At 58.6% G+C, this 14,988-nt stretch carries 14 protein-coding genes and 1 tRNA gene; 13 read left to right on the top strand and 2 right to left on the bottom strand.

Translation table 11 applies throughout. From position 1 onward, the window contains the following. Position 1 precedes the first annotated feature (1 nt). The 5 genes from MAF45_RS06430 (at position 2) to tatC (ending at position 2,564) form a co-directional block, all read left to right on the top strand. Positions 2-349, top strand: a complete 348-nt coding sequence (locus MAF45_RS06430) for a phosphoribosyl-ATP diphosphatase (RefSeq protein ID WP_237978746.1) — start codon at positions 2-4, stop codon at positions 347-349. Between the two features lie 21 nt (positions 350-370). Then, positions 371-715 carry a histidine triad nucleotide-binding protein gene (locus MAF45_RS06425; RefSeq protein ID WP_237978745.1) on the top strand — a complete coding sequence of 115 codons (345 nt, stop codon included), beginning with the start codon at positions 371-373 and terminating at the stop codon, positions 713-715. Positions 716-727: 12 nt separating this feature from the next. Next, positions 728-976, top strand: a complete 249-nt coding sequence (gene tatA / locus MAF45_RS06420; RefSeq protein ID WP_237978743.1) for a Sec-independent protein translocase subunit TatA — start codon at positions 728-730, stop codon at positions 974-976. Positions 977-1,064: 88 nt separating this feature from the next. After that, positions 1,065-1,715, top strand: coding sequence for a Sec-independent protein translocase protein TatB (gene tatB / locus MAF45_RS06415; RefSeq protein ID WP_237978742.1), 651 nt, complete (start codon positions 1,065-1,067; stop codon positions 1,713-1,715). Positions 1,716-1,724: 9 nt separating this feature from the next. After that, positions 1,725-2,564, top strand: coding sequence for a twin-arginine translocase subunit TatC (tatC, locus tag MAF45_RS06410; RefSeq protein WP_237978741.1), 840 nt, complete (start codon positions 1,725-1,727; stop codon positions 2,562-2,564). Positions 2,565-2,614: 50 nt separating this feature from the next. Here the strand turns inward: tatC and MAF45_RS06405 are convergent, their stop codons facing one another. Further along, positions 2,615-3,364: a Nif3-like dinuclear metal center hexameric protein gene (locus tag MAF45_RS06405; protein WP_237978739.1), complete on the bottom strand. Its 750-nt coding sequence runs from the start codon at positions 3,362-3,364 to the stop codon at positions 2,615-2,617. 14 nt (positions 3,365-3,378) lie between these two features. On the opposite strand from MAF45_RS06405, the gene MAF45_RS06400 reads away from it, so the two are divergent. Continuing rightward, positions 3,379-4,491, top strand: coding sequence for a S1C family serine protease (locus MAF45_RS06400; RefSeq protein WP_237978737.1), 1,113 nt, complete (start codon positions 3,379-3,381; stop codon positions 4,489-4,491). 37 nt (positions 4,492-4,528) lie between these two features. Here the strand turns inward: MAF45_RS06400 and mscL are convergent, their stop codons facing one another. After that, on the bottom strand, positions 4,529-4,978 hold the full coding sequence (mscL, locus tag MAF45_RS06395) for a large conductance mechanosensitive channel protein MscL (RefSeq protein ID WP_237978735.1): 450 nt from the start codon (positions 4,976-4,978) through the stop codon (positions 4,529-4,531). Between the two features lie 191 nt (positions 4,979-5,169). Here mscL and MAF45_RS06390 point away from each other — a divergent pair, with 191 nt between their 5' ends. The 7 genes from MAF45_RS06390 to hemA all read left to right on the top strand — a co-directional run bounded on the left by MAF45_RS06390 (position 5,170) and on the right by hemA (position 14,985). Continuing rightward, on the top strand, positions 5,170-5,775 hold the full coding sequence (locus MAF45_RS06390; RefSeq protein ID WP_237978733.1) for a glutathione S-transferase N-terminal domain-containing protein: 606 nt from the start codon (positions 5,170-5,172) through the stop codon (positions 5,773-5,775). Position 5,776: 1 nt separating this feature from the next. Then, complete coding sequence (locus tag MAF45_RS06385) at positions 5,777-6,178, top strand: stringent starvation protein B (RefSeq protein ID WP_237978731.1); 402 nt, start codon at positions 5,777-5,779, stop codon at positions 6,176-6,178. 20 nt (positions 6,179-6,198) lie between these two features. Further along, a tRNA-Thr gene (locus MAF45_RS06380) sits at positions 6,199-6,274 on the top strand. 126 nt (positions 6,275-6,400) lie between these two features. After that, complete coding sequence (locus MAF45_RS06375; RefSeq protein ID WP_237978729.1) at positions 6,401-7,087, top strand: transposase; 687 nt, start codon at positions 6,401-6,403, stop codon at positions 7,085-7,087. Between the two features lie 183 nt (positions 7,088-7,270). After that, positions 7,271-11,947, top strand: a complete 4,677-nt coding sequence (locus MAF45_RS06370; RefSeq protein WP_237978728.1) for a glutamate synthase-related protein — start codon at positions 7,271-7,273, stop codon at positions 11,945-11,947. 14 nt (positions 11,948-11,961) lie between these two features. Next, entirely contained in the window at positions 11,962-13,449 is a 1,488-nt protein-coding gene (locus MAF45_RS06365) for a glutamate synthase subunit beta (protein WP_237978727.1), read from the top strand. Between the two features lie 234 nt (positions 13,450-13,683). Further along, positions 13,684-14,985 carry a glutamyl-tRNA reductase gene (gene hemA, locus MAF45_RS06360; RefSeq protein ID WP_237978726.1) on the top strand — a complete coding sequence of 434 codons (1,302 nt, stop codon included), beginning with the start codon at positions 13,684-13,686 and terminating at the stop codon, positions 14,983-14,985. Positions 14,986-14,988 lie beyond the last annotated feature (3 nt).

Below are 14,988 nucleotides of genomic sequence, written 5' to 3'. Positions count from 1 at the left end.
GATGAACAGGGACTGTTCGGGCGTACTGGAAGAAATCGCGGATACAATTGACTCGCGGCATGGCGCGGATCCGTCGAAAAGCTATGTGGCGCAGCTGTTTTCCAAGGCGCCAGACGGCATGCTGAAGAAAATCGGCGAGGAAGCTTCGGAGGTCATCATGGCCGCCAAGGACGTGGCCAATGGCTCCGGCGACAAAAGCCACCTGGTGTATGAAGTGGCTGATCTGTGGTTCCACTCCATGGTGGCGCTGTCCTGCTATGGGCTGCGCCCCGAGGATGTTGTTGCGGAGCTGGCCCGGAGGGAGGGCGTTTCTGGTCTGGTCGAAAAGGCCAGCCGCAAGGCCCGATAGAACTTCAAAGGGAGACTGCTTATGTCTAATGGGGACTGTCTGTTCTGCAAAATAGCCCGCGGCGAAATCCCGAGCAAAAAGATTTATGAGGATGAGGAACTGTTTGCTTTCTATGACATTAATCCTCATGCCCCCGTTCATTTTCTGATCATTCCCAAGCGCCATATCACCTCTTTGGCGGAAACCACTTCCGAAGACAGTGCGCTTTTGGGTAAAATGCTAAATCTCGCCCGAAAGCTTGCCCTGGACCTTGGGTGCAGGAACGGCTTCAGGGTGGTCATTAATACAGGCCGCGACGGCGGTCAGGAAGTACCTCATCTGCATGTCCATGTTCTGGGCGGGCCCCGTCCTTGGAAGCAGGCATAGGAGCTAAATATCATGGGTTCTCTTTCCATCTGGCATTGGCTGATTGTTCTTGCCATCGTTGTTCTGGTGTTCGGCACCGGCAAGCTCAAGAACATGGGCAAGGATCTGGGCGGCGCCATCAAGGGCTTTAAGGAAGGCATGAGCGAAGCCACCGAAGACGACAAAAAGACCGCTGCCAAGAGCGAAGCTGCGGCAAAGCCTGAGGCGGCGAAGCCTGAGGTGGTGAAAGCCGAAGCCGCAGCGAAAGACAAGCAGGCCTGATTTCGTCGGTCTGACCGGACGGACGTTGCCCCCCGTACACCCTTTCCATGGGGCCGCACGGGGCGTCTTCTTTTATTTTTAGGCATCTATGTTTGATTTTGGCTTTAGCGAACTTGTTGTCTGCGGCGTCGTGGGATTGGTCGTGCTTGGGCCGGAGAAGCTGCCAGAGGTCGCCAAAACGGCCGGGCAGTGGATTGGCAAGGCTCAGCGTTTTGTTCAGCAGATGAAGGAAGACATAGATCGCGAAACAGAGCTCTCTGAGCTAAAGAAAATAAAGGATGACGCTCAGAAAGTGGCTTCCGATCTGAATTCCACGGTTCAGAACGCGGCCAAGGACATTGAAAAAAATGTCGACTCTGTTGCGGGAGAAGCCCAGAAAAACATGACGGAGGCGGAGAAGGCGCTGGAAGACACCTCCGGCAAGGTGGCGACGAGCATCGACTCTTTTTCCGATGATGCGGCAGGTGGTTCTTCGGATGCGGAGAGCTCTTCCGGGTCTGGTGGCGGCGAGTCCTATGACAGCAGCGATTTCTCTTGGAACGATGATTCGGATTCCTACAAGACTCAGGAGACGCATGTCTTCGAAAAGCGCTACATTTCTGGCCCCTCGGTCGACGAGCTGGCAGCGGAGGTGGAAAACCTTCGGGAAAAACTGAAAATGAGCCGGCATCAGTTCGTGGGCAACAACCGCAGGTATGCCCCGCGAGCCCGTTCGAACCGCCCCCGCATTTATCGCTAAAAAGATGCCATGAGCGAAAAGAAAGAAAACCTTCCGATTGAAGCCCCAGACGATCCGAGGAACGAGCAGCCTCTCGTCGAGCATCTGATCGAGCTGCGGAACAGGCTGGTCAAGTCGATGCTGGCTATCATCATCGTCTTTTTCATCCTTTCCCCCTTCATGAAGCAGCTGTTTGACGCTCTGTCCATGCCGCTGATGGTCGCACTGCCGCAGGGAACGAAACTGCTGTCAACGGGCGTCGTCGCGCCGTTTCTGGTGCCGCTGAAGGTGACGCTGTTCGTCGCCTTCCTGATCGCTCTGCCTTATGTGCTTTATCAGGCCTGGGCCTATGTGGCGCCCGCGCTCTACCGTCAGGAAAAACGTCTGGTCCTGCCGGTTCTGGTTTCTTCCGTTGCGATGTTCGCAGCAGGTATCGTCTACTGCTATTTCGTCGTCTTCAGATTTGTTTTCCGCTTTATTGCCCAGTTCTCCCCGGAGTCAGTCAATTTCGCTCCGGACATTGATTCGTACTTCAGCTTTGTGCTGACGCTCTTTTTCGCCTTCGGGGTGACGTTTGAGGTGCCGATTATCGTCATGGTGCTCAACCATGTGGGCATCGCTTCTCTGCAGGCCCTGAAAAAGGCCCGTCCTTATGTCATCGTCGGCGCTTTTGTTCTTGCGGCGATCTTCACCCCTCCGGATGTCCTCTCCCAGATCCTGCTGGCACTGCCGCTTGTGATCCTTTACCAGGCGGGCATCTGGCTTGTCCAGCTCTTTGGGAAAAAGAACCCTAAGCCGTTCATGGAGCAGGAGCGCGAGGAAATCGCAGAGCTCGAGAAGCGCGAAAAGGAAGCCGGGGACGGGAAGTGAGGCCGCGCGGCGCATTCCGCCCGGGGCCGCTGGGTTCGGCCGCAGCCCCCTTAAACGGGGTTGTTGATGTCGATGAATTCCACCTCGAGCCCGAGGTTTTCCCGAATCCATCCGCCTAAAGCCAGGATGCCGAAGCGCTCCGTCGCATGGTGTCCGCAGGCGAGATACGGGACGCCGGATTCCCTCGCCTGGTGGAATGTCTGCTCTGAGATTTCTCCGGACAGGTACAGATCGGCGCCCTGAGCTGCAGCCTCCTCAAAGAAGCCTTGCGCGGCGCCCGTGCACCAGCAGACCGTTTGAACCATTCGGTCTGGATCACCTACGAGAAGGGGCTTCTTGGCAAGCTTTTCGGCTGCCAGGGCGGCAAAGCCGGAGGCCGTCATCGGGCCGCTCTTTAAAATACCTTTCCAGCCGAGGCTCATCTCCCCCCACTGGCCGGTGGGCTGAATGCCCAAAACTCCCGCCAGCCTTGCGTTGTTTCCGAGGACGGGGTGGGCGTCGAGCGGAAGGTGGTAGGCGATCAGGTTCAGCCCGTTTTGCAGGGCAGTTTGGATGCGTCTGCGTCTGATGCCGGTGATGCAGGGGCTTTCATTTTTCCAGAACCAGCCGTGGTGAACGAGCACAGCGTCGGCCTGCCGGCTGACAGCGGCGTCAAGCAGGGCCTGACAGGCCGTGACGCCGGTTATAATTCGGACGGTCTCCTTCCTGCCTTCGACCTGCAGCCCGTTGGGGGCATAATCATGGAAGCGTTCGATTTCAAGCAGCGAGTTGAGCTTTTCAACCAGCATTTGGGTCTGCATGGAAAGAGTCCTCTATGTTGAAGCGCCTGTGGCTTATTTTCGCCCAAACGGTCACCGTCTGCGCGGGGGTCGGCCTGGCGGTTGTTTTGTGGGAGCATTTCCACGGCAGCCCGGACGCGGCCAGCCTGCCGGTCATGCGGGAGAGCGGAACCGTGCTCTCCTACTCGGAAGCGGTTAAAAAAGCTGCTCCAGCTGTCGTCAACATCTATACGACGCAGGCCGTCGAGGAAGACGAGGATACAGCCGGAACGAACCCGGCTGGCATTCCCCGCTCCTCCGGCGCTACTCCCCTGGGCTCCGGGGTCGTCGTGAGCAGAAACGGCTTCATCCTCACCAACAATCATGTTATAGAAGACCTGACGGATATCTCTGTTGCACTGCATGACGGCAGGGAATTCCAAGCCCGGAGGATGGGCATAGACCCTGAGACGGACCTGGCGCTCCTCAAGGTCGACGCGCAGGATCTCTCGCCCATTGAGTTCGGCTCGAGCGACACCCTGGAGGTGGGGGACGTTGTGCTGGCCATCGGCAACCCCTTCAACGTCGGTCAGACGGTCACCATGGGCATTGTTTCCGCACTCGGACGGCACAGTCTCGGTCTGAATAGCTTCGAGGACTTCATTCAGACAGACGCTGCCATCAACCGCGGCAACTCGGGAGGTGCCCTCATCAATTCTTCCGGTCAGCTCATCGGAATAAACACAGCGATTTTTTCCCCCGACATGAATGCGGGGACTTCTGTCGGCATTGGCTTTGCGATTCCCACTCGGCTGGTGAACGAGGTGCTGCCGGCCCTCATGAAGAGCGGCAGGGTCCGGCGCGGGTACTTGGGGCTGGTGCCGCAGGCCCTAACGCCTGAAATTGCGGACAAGCTGAAGCTGGGCGGACGCCAGGGGGTGTTGGTCGCCGTAGTGAAGAAGGATGCAGCGGCGTGGGCCTCCGGGATACGCGAAGGGGATCTGATCACATCGGTGGACGGGCAGCCGGTCACGGATGTGGCGGCCATGATGCGGCAGGTGTCGGCCATCAAGCCCGGACGGACCGTCGAGGTGATGTTCTATCGGGGCGGGAAGAAATGGAGGACTCAGGTGACGCTGCAGGAGCGGCCTCCCCTGAAAGGCAAGTGAGGCGGGCTCTCCCGGCACAGCCGGGAGAGATGAAAAATCAGCCGTTTTTCTTCATCAGGTCGCGGATTTCCCGTAGCAGTTGGATGTCTTCAGGGACCGGCGCCGGAGCGGACGGAGCGGGGGGCTGCTTGCGCTCCAGCCGCTCGCGCATCGTGTTCATCGATTTGATGATGAAGAAGATGACCAGAGACAGGAGGAGGAACTGGATCACCGCCGTCAGAAAGGCGCCGTAGCCGAACACGGTGGCGCCGGCCTTGGTGAGGGCCTCGTAGGTCTGCGGTCCGGTGTAGCCGTCGGGCAACTTCATGACCCAGAACAGGTTGTGGAAATCCGGCTTGCCGATGATGAAGCCCACCACCGGGTTGATGATGTCCTTTACAAGGCTCGAGACAATCTGGTTGAAAGCGCCGCCGATGATGACGCCGACAGCCAGATCCATGACGTTGCCTTTGGAGATGAAGGCTTGGAATTCTTTTAAAAAACTCATCGTGGTACCTTTAGGTTGATGAGAACAGGCGCCGGAGCTGCGCTAAAGGCTGGCTTTGGCGGCACTTTGCTGAAAGTTCTAAAATAACTATTTTAAAATCAAAAACGGCGTAAAGCCGTTTTCTGAACCAAAAGTCTTTCTCCTTGGCTAAAAGGAACGAGGCTTTTCTTCAATCGGGGAAACAGCATCATATGATGGTATTGTATTCTGGCACAACGGATCCTTTTTCTCATCGCTGCCGCTTTGTTCTCTTCGAGAAGGGCATGGACTTCGAGATTCGCGATGTGGACATGTTCAACATCCCGCCCGAAGTCAAGGCCATGACTCCGTACGGGACGGTGCCTGTCCTCAGTGAGAGGGACCTTATCCTTTATGAAGCCAACGTCATTGACGAATACATTGATGAGCGGTTTCCTCATCCTCAGCTCATGCCGCCGGATCCCATCACGCGCGCCCGCACCCGCATGTTCCTCTACGGGTTTGAGCGCGAGCTCTATCAGCCTGTGCGCGTTCTGGAGAATCATGCCTCGGCCGAGAAAGACAAGGCGATCGCCAGAAGGAGCATCGCCAACCAGCTGCAGCAGTTTTCCGGCCACCTCTCCAAGAACAAGTATTTCCTCGGAGAAGATTTCTCCATGCTCGACATCTGCATAGCCCCTCTTCTCTGGAGGCTTGACTACTACAAGATCGAGCTGCCCAAGACGGCGAAGGCGATCCAGATTTATGCGGAGAGAGTGTTCTCCCGGCCCGCTTTCATGGAGTCCATGACCCCTTCAGAAAAAGTGATGCGCCGCTGATATGAACGATACAAGCGATTTCCACCCTGCAGTCCCGTTGAAGCCCTACCTGATCCGGGCCATGGTCCAGTGGTGTGAGGACAATGGCCTGCGCCCTTATCTTGTCATCCAGGTCGACGACGGGGTGCAGGTTCCGCGCGAGTACGTTCGGGATGGACAGATCGTGCTGAACGTCTCCGCCGAGGCTGCCCACAACGCCGACTTTGGCAATGAAGAGATCACTTTTGCGGCGCGCTTCGGCATGCAGGCAAGTGAAATCAGGATTCCGGTTCGCGCCGTGATAGCGGCTTATCCCGCCGAATGCCCCGAGGCGGGCTTCTGTCTGGACTACAAGCCCGCGGCTGACGCCCAGCCCGCTCAGACGGGGAGCGGGAAGCGGCTGAACATACAAAAAATCAAATAATCGGGTATAGTTCCATACCTGCCCGTTTAGCACAGTTGGTAGTGCACTCGCCTTGTAAGCGAAAGGTCGTCTGTTCGAGTCAGACAACGGGCACCAGGTTATTGACGGGGTCCCAACTCTGAAACAGGCCGGTGCGGCTGTGCAGGCTGGGACGAAGGCACTGAGGCATCGCTGCGGGGCGGCGCCTCGGTGTTTTTTTTATTTCCCATCAAAGAGGCCTCCATGGCAAGAATGGCGCGTTTAGAGCTGGTGGGCGAAATCCATCATGTAGCTCTCAGGGGGCGGCAGACGGTTTTTTTCGACGAGGCCGACTGCGTGATGCTGCTCCATGCGCTCTCGGAAGAAGCAAGGGAGAGGGAAGCCAGTCTTCTCGCATGGTCCCTGCTGCCGGATTCCGTGCACCTGCTGGTCCGGCCCCGCGAGAAAGGCGCTCTCGCCCTGCTGATGCAGGGCCTTGGCCGCCGCTGGGTTCCCCAGTACAACCAGCGGCATCACCTGACCGGGTCCCCGTGGACCGGCAGGTATTACAGCTGTCCCGTTGACTCGTCTTGGGAGCTGAGGGCGATGAGGTTTGTAGACGCTCTGGCCTGCTTTCAGGGCGTATGCGAACGGCCGTGGGAATACCGCTGGTCGAGCTGCTCGGCCCGTGTGATGGGGACTCCCGGCGCGATTGATGTCGAAACTCCGAGATCCTGGTGGGATTTGGGCAACACGCCGTTCGACCGTCAGGCTAGGTATCAGGACTTTCTTATGAAGGCGGAGTCCGGCCGATGGCTGGACGAGCTGCGCTGCGCCACCCGCCTGGGCCGCCCCTTTGGTGCGAAGGGATGGATGGATTCGAGCGGCGTTCCTCGCGACAGGGTTCCAACCGGCAGGAAGCCGGGCCGGCCGCGAAGGCCTCGGCGGTAAGGTTGTGTCTCTACGATAAATATGATATGTCCCTTATTATAGAGCAAGCTACATCGCATTTATTGGAAATTAGGGACATATCAAGGGGGCGACATCGTTGCGAATCCTCGGCCTCTGCGGCAAAAATGAATCCCATCAGCGCGGAACGCCCTTGGTGTTCGAAAACAGCGCAGGGAGACAACGATGAAAAAGGCAGAGGCGGCCCGCGAGGCTGCAGAAAAGGGGCTTTATTCCCCGGCATATGAACATGACTCCTGCGGCGTGGGCTTTGTCGCAAGCATCAAGGGAGTTGCGACGCACCGCACGATCGAACAGGGGTTGAAGATCCTGCACAACCTGGATCACCGCGGGGCCGTCGGGGCCGACCCCCTGTGCGGGGACGGCGCCGGCATCATGATTCAGATCCCCGATGAACTTTTCAGGGCGGAGTTCGGACAGCTGGGCATCACTCTGCCCCCGCCGGGAGAGTACGGGGTCGGCATGATTTTCCTGCCCAGGGAGCCGGCCAGCCGCCGCGCCTGCGAAGAAGAGCTTGAGCGGGCCGTGCGGGCCGAGGGCCAGGTGGTCATTGGGTGGCGCGAGGTGCCGGTCGACCACGAGATGCCGACCTCCCCGACGGTGAAAGCGAGCGAGCCTGTCATCCGTCAGATTTTCATCGGCCGAGGCCCGGACGTGATGGTGCAGGAGGCTCTCGAGCGGCGCCTTTATGTCATCCGCAAGAGCGCGAGCCACAAAATCCAGGCGCTCAAGCTTACGCACGGGCACGAGTATTTTGTGCCGTCCATGAGCACTAGAACCGTGGTTTACAAGGGGCTGTTGCTGGCCGATCAGGTGAGGGTTTACTACCGGGATCTCGCCAATCCTCTATGCAAGAGCGCCATCGCGCTGGTTCACCAGAGGTTTTCGACCAACACTTTCCCGAGCTGGGAGCTCGCCCATCCCTACCGTTACATCGCTCACAACGGCGAAATCAACACGGTCAAAGGCAACTTCAACTGGATCAGGGCCCGCGAAGGGATGAAGAGCGCTGTTCTCTCGGACGAGGACTTGAAAAAACTCTCGCCGCTGATCTATGAGGGACAGAGCGACACGGCCTGCCTCGACAACGCGCTGGAGCTGCTGGTGATGTGCGGCTACTCACTGCCGCACGCCGTGATGATGCTGATCCCAGAGGCTTGGGAAAGAGCGGAAAAGGACATGGAGCCCGAAAAACGGGCCCTCTACGAGTACAACGCCGCCATCATGGAGCCCTGGGACGGACCGGCCGTCATCGCCTTCACCGACGGAGTGAGAATTGGCGCGACTCTCGACCGCAATGGCCTGAGGCCGGCCCGTTACGTGGAGACCGACGACGACTACGTCATCCTCGCCTCCGAGGCGGGAGTCATCCCTGTGCCGGACTCAAGGATTCGGAGAAAGCAGAAGTTGCACCCGGGCAAGATGCTCCTGATTGACACTGGGCTCGGAAGGATCATCAGCGACGAAGAAGTCAAAAAACAGCTCGCGGGCGCGCATCCCTATGAGGAGTGGACCCAGAAAATCAACATTAAGCTGTCGGCCATTGAGGAGCCGAAAAAGCTGCCGCACCTGCGCAAGATTCCCCTTGTCCGCGAGCAGCAGGCGTTCGGCTACACTGCCGAAGACCTGAAGGTCCTGATGTGTCCCATGGCCGAGGAGCGAAAGGAGCCCCTGGGATCGATGGGCGACGATACTTCACTGCCGGTGCTTTCATCGCGAAGCCAGTCCTTTTACCAGTACTTCAAGCAGCTTTTCGCTCAGGTGACCAATCCGCCGATCGACCCGATTCGGGAAGAGATGGTGACTTCCCTGATCAGCTTCATCGGCCCTAAGCCCGATCTTCTCGATATTAATAACGTGAATCCGCCGCGTCGCTTGGTGGTGAACCAGCCGATTCTCAACGACGGTGAGATGGAGAAGATCAATCAAATTTCCAGATACACGGCCGGAAAGTTCCGTTCCTGCCGCCTGTCGCTGTGCTATCCGGTGGAGTGGGGCGCGGCCGGGGTGGAGGCCCATCTTGCCAGTTTGTGCGCGAAGGCCGTGGACGCCGTCCGCAGCGGCTTCAACATTCTCATCGTCTCGGACCGCGGCGTTGATGAGAAGATGGTGGCGGTGCCGGCACTGCTGGCCACCAGCGCGTTGCACCAGCACCTGATCAAGGCGGGACTGCGTACTCAGACGGGCATTGTGGTCGAAACCGGAAGCGCCAGAGAAACGCACCATTTCGCTCTCCTGGCCGGTTTCGGGGCCGAAGCCGTTCATCCGTACCTGGCCATTGAAACGCTCCGTGACTATTACGGAGACGGCTCTGCGCATGGTGGCCTGACCAGTGAAAAAGCGGTGGAGAACTACATTTACGCCCTTGACCAGGGACTGACGAAAATCATGGCCAAAATGGGCATCTCCACTTACATGAGTTATCGAGGCGCGCAGATCTTTGAGGCGATCGGGCTGTCCCAGGAGCTGATGGACCGGTATTTCAAGGGAACCCGCTCCTCGATCGGCGGCCTGGGCCTTTTCGATGTCATGCAGGAGGCCGTAAACATGCATCACGAGGCGTTCCATCGGGCGCCTTCGATGAGCCTCCAGCTCGATGACGGGGGAGAGTACGCCTGGAGGCCGAGGGGCGAGGAGCACATGTGGACGCCCCAGGCCATCGGCGCCCTGCAGAGAGCCGCCCGCTTCAACGATTACGGCCGATACCGTGAATACGCCCAGATCATCAACGATCAGAGCAAAAGGCACATGACGATTCGCGGGCTTTTTGACTTTAAGCTGAACCCGGAGGCGGCGGTGCCGCTCTCGGAGGTGGAAAGCGCGGATGAAATCGTCAAGCGCTTCGCAACCGGGGCCATGTCGCTGGGCTCTATCTCCGCGGAGGCGCACGCGGCTCTTGCCGTTGCCATGAACCGCATCGGCGGGAAAAGCAACACAGGCGAAGGCGGCGAGGATGAAAAGCGCTACGAGAGGGAACTGCGTACGGGCAGCTCTGGCATCGAAGATGGCATGACGCTGGCCGACATCCTGGGCAAGGACGTCGTTGCCGGGCGGCTTGATCTGAAAAAGGGAGACTCCCTGTGCTCCCGGATCAAGCAGGTGGCTTCGGCCCGGTTCGGCGTGACGGAAACGTATCTGCTGTCAGCAGACCAGATCCAGATCAAGATGGCCCAGGGGGCCAAGCCGGGCGAAGGCGGACATCTCCCCGGCAAAAAAGTGAGCCCCTATATTGCAAAGCTACGCTACTCGGTGCCTGGCGTCGGCCTTATTTCGCCGCCTCCACACCATGACATTTACTCCATCGAGGATCTGGCCCAGCTTATCCACGACCTGAAGAACGCCAATCCGAAGGCCTCCATCTCCGTGAAGCTGGTCAGCGAATCTGGCGTGGGGACCATCGCCGCCGGTGTAGCCAAGGCCAAAGCGGACCATATCGTGATTTCCGGACATGACGGAGGCACAGGCGCCAGCCCCTTGTCTTCAGTCAAGCACGCCGGGACTCCCTGGGAGATCGGCCTGTCCGAGACGCAGCAGACGTTGGTGGTGAATCGCCTGCGCAGCCGCGTTCGCATTCAGGTTGACGGGCAGATCAAGACTGGCCGCGATGTTGTTATAGGAGCGCTGCTCGGCGCCGATGAATTCGGGTTTGCCACGGCCCCACTGGTGGTTCTGGGCTGCATGATGATGCGCAAATGCCATCTGAACACCTGCCCGGCCGGCATAGCGACTCAGGATCCGGAATTGCGCGCGCTGTTTCACGGCAAGCCCGAGCATCTGGTGAATTATTTCCACTTTGTGGCCGAAGAGGTGCGTGAGCTGATGGCCTCGCTCGGCTTCCGCCGTTTCGACGATATGATCGGACGCGCAGACTGCCTAGTGCAGCGCGCAGATGCGGGTGGCAAGGCCTCGAAGATAGACTGCTCGAGAGTGCTCTATGAGCCTGAGGTTTCCAGCCCTGAGGAGCGGCGCAACAGCACCGTCCAGGACCACGGGCTGGAGAAGAGCCTCGACTGGGAGCTGATACGACTTGCGAAGCCGGCCTTGGAAAAAGGCGAGAAGGTGCGCATGTCCCTCGATGTCCACAATGTCAACCGCACCTGCGGCACCCTGCTGTCAAGCCAGGTCGCCCTCAGGTACGGGAAGGAGGGACTGCCCGATGACACTATCCATGTTGAACTGCACGGCAGCGCGGGACAGAGCCTGGGGGCTTTCCTTGTTCCCGGCATTACTCTCGATCTGAAGGGCGAGGCCAACGACTACGTGGGTAAGGGACTGTGCGGCGGAAGAATCATCGTGGAGTGTACAGACGAATTTCACGGCCGCGGCGCGGAAAACGTCATTGCGGGTAACACGACGCTTTATGGCGCAACCTCCGGCGAAGCGTACTTCAACGGCGTAGTTGGCGAGCGTTTTGCCGTCAGGCTTTCCGGTGCCTCGGCGGTGGTCGAGGGCTGCGGGGACCACGGCTGCGAGTACATGACCGGCGGGACGGTAGTTGTGCTCGGGGAAACGGGTAGGAATTTCGCTGCGGGTATGAGCGGAGGAATCGCATACGTCTACGACGACAAGGGGGATTTCGAAAGACGCTGCAATTCGGCCTCGGTCATGCTCGAGCGCGTGCCCTCCTCGGCCGAGCAGGAGAGAAATGAAAGCCGCGCCCTGTGGCACCAGGGCCGCACGGACGAGGAGCTTCTCCACGAGCTGATCGCCAGCCACTACAGATATACGGGTAGCGCAAGGGCCAAGGAGCTTCTGGACAACTGGCAGGTCTCTAGGGCGAGGTTCGTCAAGATATTCCCCCTTGAGTACCGCAAAGTGCTGCAAGCTGGCCTCATCCACTGAAAGGAGCCTTAAAAATGATAAATAATCGCGGCTTTATGGAAATAGAGAGAGAAGAGCGGGCCGAGGATCCTGTCGAGAAGCGGATTGTGCGCTGGAGCGAGTTCCGGCATACGCTGTCCCCGCAAAAAGCCATCGAGCAGGCCGAGCGCTGCATGGAGTGCGGCACGCCTTTCTGTGCGCAGGCCTGCCCTGTTCATAACCTGGCTCCCGAGTTCAATGACGATGTCAGGCGCGGCGAGTGGAAACAGGCCTGGCTCTGTCTGGCGAGCACCAATAATTTCCCTGAATTCACCAGCCGGGTCTGTCCGGCTTTGTGCGAGGGGTCCTGCTCCCTGGGGTTCGCAAAAGATTCCAGCGTGACCATCCAGGCCATTGAGAATGCCATTGTGGAGCGCGCATGGAAAGAGGGTTGGGTTGTGCCCCTGATTCCCAAGGAGAAAAGCGGCAAAAAGGTGGCTGTCGTCGGTTCAGGGCCTTCCGGTCTCGCCTGCGCCCAACAGCTTGCGAGAGCCGGGCACGATGTGACCGTTTACGAAAAAAACGAACGCCCGGGCGGGCTCCTCAGGTTTGGAATTCCGGATTTCAAGCTTTCCAAGTCGGTGCTGGACCGCAGACTCGAACAGATGAAGGCAGAAGGCGTGAAGTTTGTGGTCTCCACTGCGGTGGGATCCGACCGTTTTTCTCCGGGCGTGGGCTCCAAGGCCAAGAAGAAAATAGCGGCATCTGATCTTATTAATGCCTATGACGCGGTCGTGCTTTGCGGCGGGTCCGAGGTGCCACGCGATCTCGATGTTCCGGGCCGCAAGCTTCAGGGGGTGCATTTTGCTCTGGAGCTTCTGCAGGTCTGCAATCGGGAGGTATCGGGAGAAGGAAAGTCAAAAATCTGCGTCAAGGATCAGGACGTCATCGTCATCGGCGGCGGTGACACCGGGGCCGATGTGGTGGGCACAGCGCACAGGCAGGGCGCCCGTTCCGTCATGCAGGTTGAAATCAATCCCGAGCCGCCTGAAAAAGCGGATCGGTTTGCGGTCTGGCCGGACTGGCCGAGGATTCTTCGGACCTCTGCTTTCCATGAGGAGGGATGCGAGCGCCGCTGGTGTTTCGGCACCAAGGAGTTCCTGGGCGATAATAAAGGCCATCTCCGCGCGGTCAAGGCGGTTCAGCTCGAGTGGTCGCATGATGCGGTGACGGGGCGCCGGGTGTTCAAGGAAAAGCCTGGCACCGAAATGGAGATCCCTGTCCAGGCAGCGTTTCTAGCCATGGGATTCGTGCATCCGAGCGCAGAAGTGCTGGACGCTTTCGGAGTGGAGAAGGATCTCAGGGGAAACGCGCGCGCTGCCGCTGCCGGAGCCTCGGCCTATCAGACGAATGTGCCCAAGGTCTTCGTGGCCGGAGACATGCGAAGGGGGCAAAGCCTGGTGGTCAGGGCGATTGCGGATGGCCGCCATGCTGCGAAGGCCGTGGACAAGTATTTGATGGGAGAGTCCTTCCTGGAAGATTGATAATAGATAATCTATTGTTTTGATTTAGATTTTAAGAGTTTCTCATTTATAATAGTAAAATCAGAAAAGAGGTGTATAAAAGCCACTAGCTCGCATGGGCACGGAGGCATTTGGAAAGGATCATATAATCGTGGTCTGCTTTTCTTAACAGAAGAAAAAGCCGCTTGGTCCTGAATAAAGAAGACATATGACCCTCCCCGGGCTCTTTTGCAAGAGCCTGGGAAAAATTCTGCAATGCAACTCTTAGCCATAGGTTTAAACCATAAAACAGCCCCGCTCGCTGTTCGGGAGTCCGTCTCCTTTACATCGGAGGAAATAGCGCAGGCGCTTCCGGCCGTGCTGGATGCGTTTGCTCCGAAGACTGAAGGCGCCGTAAAGGAGGCGATGATTCTTTCGACCTGCAACCGAACGGAATTTTTCTTTTCGGCTGAGGACGCATCCCTGGCTGCCCAAAAGCTGGTTCCCTTTGTTGCGGACACGAAGGGACTCAGCCTTCGGGAACTGCTCCCCCACACTTATCAGTTTCGGCAGGCTGATGTGGCAAGACACGCCTTCAGGGTCGCGAGCGGGCTTGACTCCATGGTGCTTGGCGAGACTCAGATTGTCGGCCAGATCAAAAAAGCCTGGAGGGAGGCAAGGCAGGCGAAGGCGATCGGCCTGATGCTGGGACACTTGTTTGACTGCACCTTTGCAGCTGCCAAGGAAGTGCGCACTGCGACCGCCATTGGGTCAAACTCGGTTTCACTCGCCGCGGCCGGCGTCCGGATGGCCTCCCAGCTGTTTGGCGACCTTTCCAAGGAAAAGATTCTGTTCGTCGGTGCCGGAGAAATGATTGAGCTGTGCGCCGCTCATTTCTGTGCGCAGCATCCAGCCAGAGTTGTGATTGCCAACCGCACCCTTGACCGCGGCGCAGCGCTTGCGCGGCGCTTTCAGGCCGAGGCGGCGGAGCTCAAGTCCCTGCCTGACATCATCTCGGATTTTGACATCATCGTCACCTGCACCGCATCGGCTCTGCCGATTATTGGCCTGGGCATGATCCAGCGGGCTGTCGCTCAGCGCAGGCACCGTCCGATTCTGATCATTGATCTGGCCGTTCCCCGTGATGTGGAGCCGGAAGTCTCGAAGCTGGAGGATGTCTACCTCTATACGGTCGATGATCTGGGGAAAGTCGTGGCCTACGGCAAAGAGAGCCGCCGTGTGGCGGTTTCGCAGGCGGAGGCCATTATTGAAATGCGTGTCAGGGATTTTGAGGCCTGGCTTGCCACGCGTGAGGCCGTCCCGGAAATCCGCGCTCTGCGCGGCAGGGGAGAGCAGCTTCGACAGGAAGCACTGCAGAAGGCTCGTCAAAGGCTGGCCGCCGGGGTGGAGGCTGAAACCGTGCTGGAGGAGCTCTCCAGGGCGCTGACGCGAAAGTTCCTGCATTCCCCTACCGTGCTTTTGCGCGATGGAGGCGGGCTGCCGCCGGCGGAGCGAGCCAAGGCGGCAGGAATTCTCCGGGAGTTCTATCTGCCCAGGTCCGAAAACGGCGCTTCCTGAGTT

The sequence above is a fragment of the Mesosutterella porci genome (assembly GCF_022134585.1).
Classification (GTDB): Bacteria; Pseudomonadota; Gammaproteobacteria; order Burkholderiales; family Burkholderiaceae_F; genus Mesosutterella; species Mesosutterella porci.
The sequence above is the reverse complement of the archived record's forward strand: the minus strand, read 5'-3'. Positions and strand labels throughout refer to the sequence as shown.

Bases quoted from the DNA above. Each gene is read 5' to 3' on its own strand.
- MAF45_RS06385 (WP_237978731.1), top strand. From the start codon at position 5,777: ATGAACGATACAAGCGATTTCCACCCTGCAGTCCCGTTGAAGCCCTAC.
- MAF45_RS06400 (WP_237978737.1), top strand. From the start codon at position 3,379: ATGTTGAAGCGCCTGTGGCTTATTTTCGCCCAAACGGTCACCGTCTGC.
- MAF45_RS06390 (WP_237978733.1), top strand. From the start codon at position 5,170: ATGATGGTATTGTATTCTGGCACAACGGATCCTTTTTCTCATCGCTGC.
- mscL (WP_237978735.1), bottom strand. From the start codon at position 4,978: ATGAGTTTTTTAAAAGAATTCCAAGCCTTCATCTCCAAAGGCAACGTC.
- tatC (WP_237978741.1), top strand. From the start codon at position 1,725: ATGAGCGAAAAGAAAGAAAACCTTCCGATTGAAGCCCCAGACGATCCG.
- hemA (WP_237978726.1), top strand. From the start codon at position 13,684: ATGCAACTCTTAGCCATAGGTTTAAACCATAAAACAGCCCCGCTCGCT.
- MAF45_RS06365 (WP_237978727.1), top strand. From the start codon at position 11,962: ATGATAAATAATCGCGGCTTTATGGAAATAGAGAGAGAAGAGCGGGCC.
- MAF45_RS06425 (WP_237978745.1), top strand. From the start codon at position 371: ATGTCTAATGGGGACTGTCTGTTCTGCAAAATAGCCCGCGGCGAAATC.
- MAF45_RS06430 (WP_237978746.1), top strand. From the start codon at position 2: ATGAACAGGGACTGTTCGGGCGTACTGGAAGAAATCGCGGATACAATT.
- MAF45_RS06405 (WP_237978739.1), bottom strand. From the start codon at position 3,364: ATGCAGACCCAAATGCTGGTTGAAAAGCTCAACTCGCTGCTTGAAATC.
- MAF45_RS06370 (WP_237978728.1), top strand. From the start codon at position 7,271: ATGAAAAAGGCAGAGGCGGCCCGCGAGGCTGCAGAAAAGGGGCTTTAT.
- tatB (WP_237978742.1), top strand. From the start codon at position 1,065: ATGTTTGATTTTGGCTTTAGCGAACTTGTTGTCTGCGGCGTCGTGGGA.
- MAF45_RS06375 (WP_237978729.1), top strand. From the start codon at position 6,401: ATGGCAAGAATGGCGCGTTTAGAGCTGGTGGGCGAAATCCATCATGTA.
- tatA (WP_237978743.1), top strand. From the start codon at position 728: ATGGGTTCTCTTTCCATCTGGCATTGGCTGATTGTTCTTGCCATCGTT.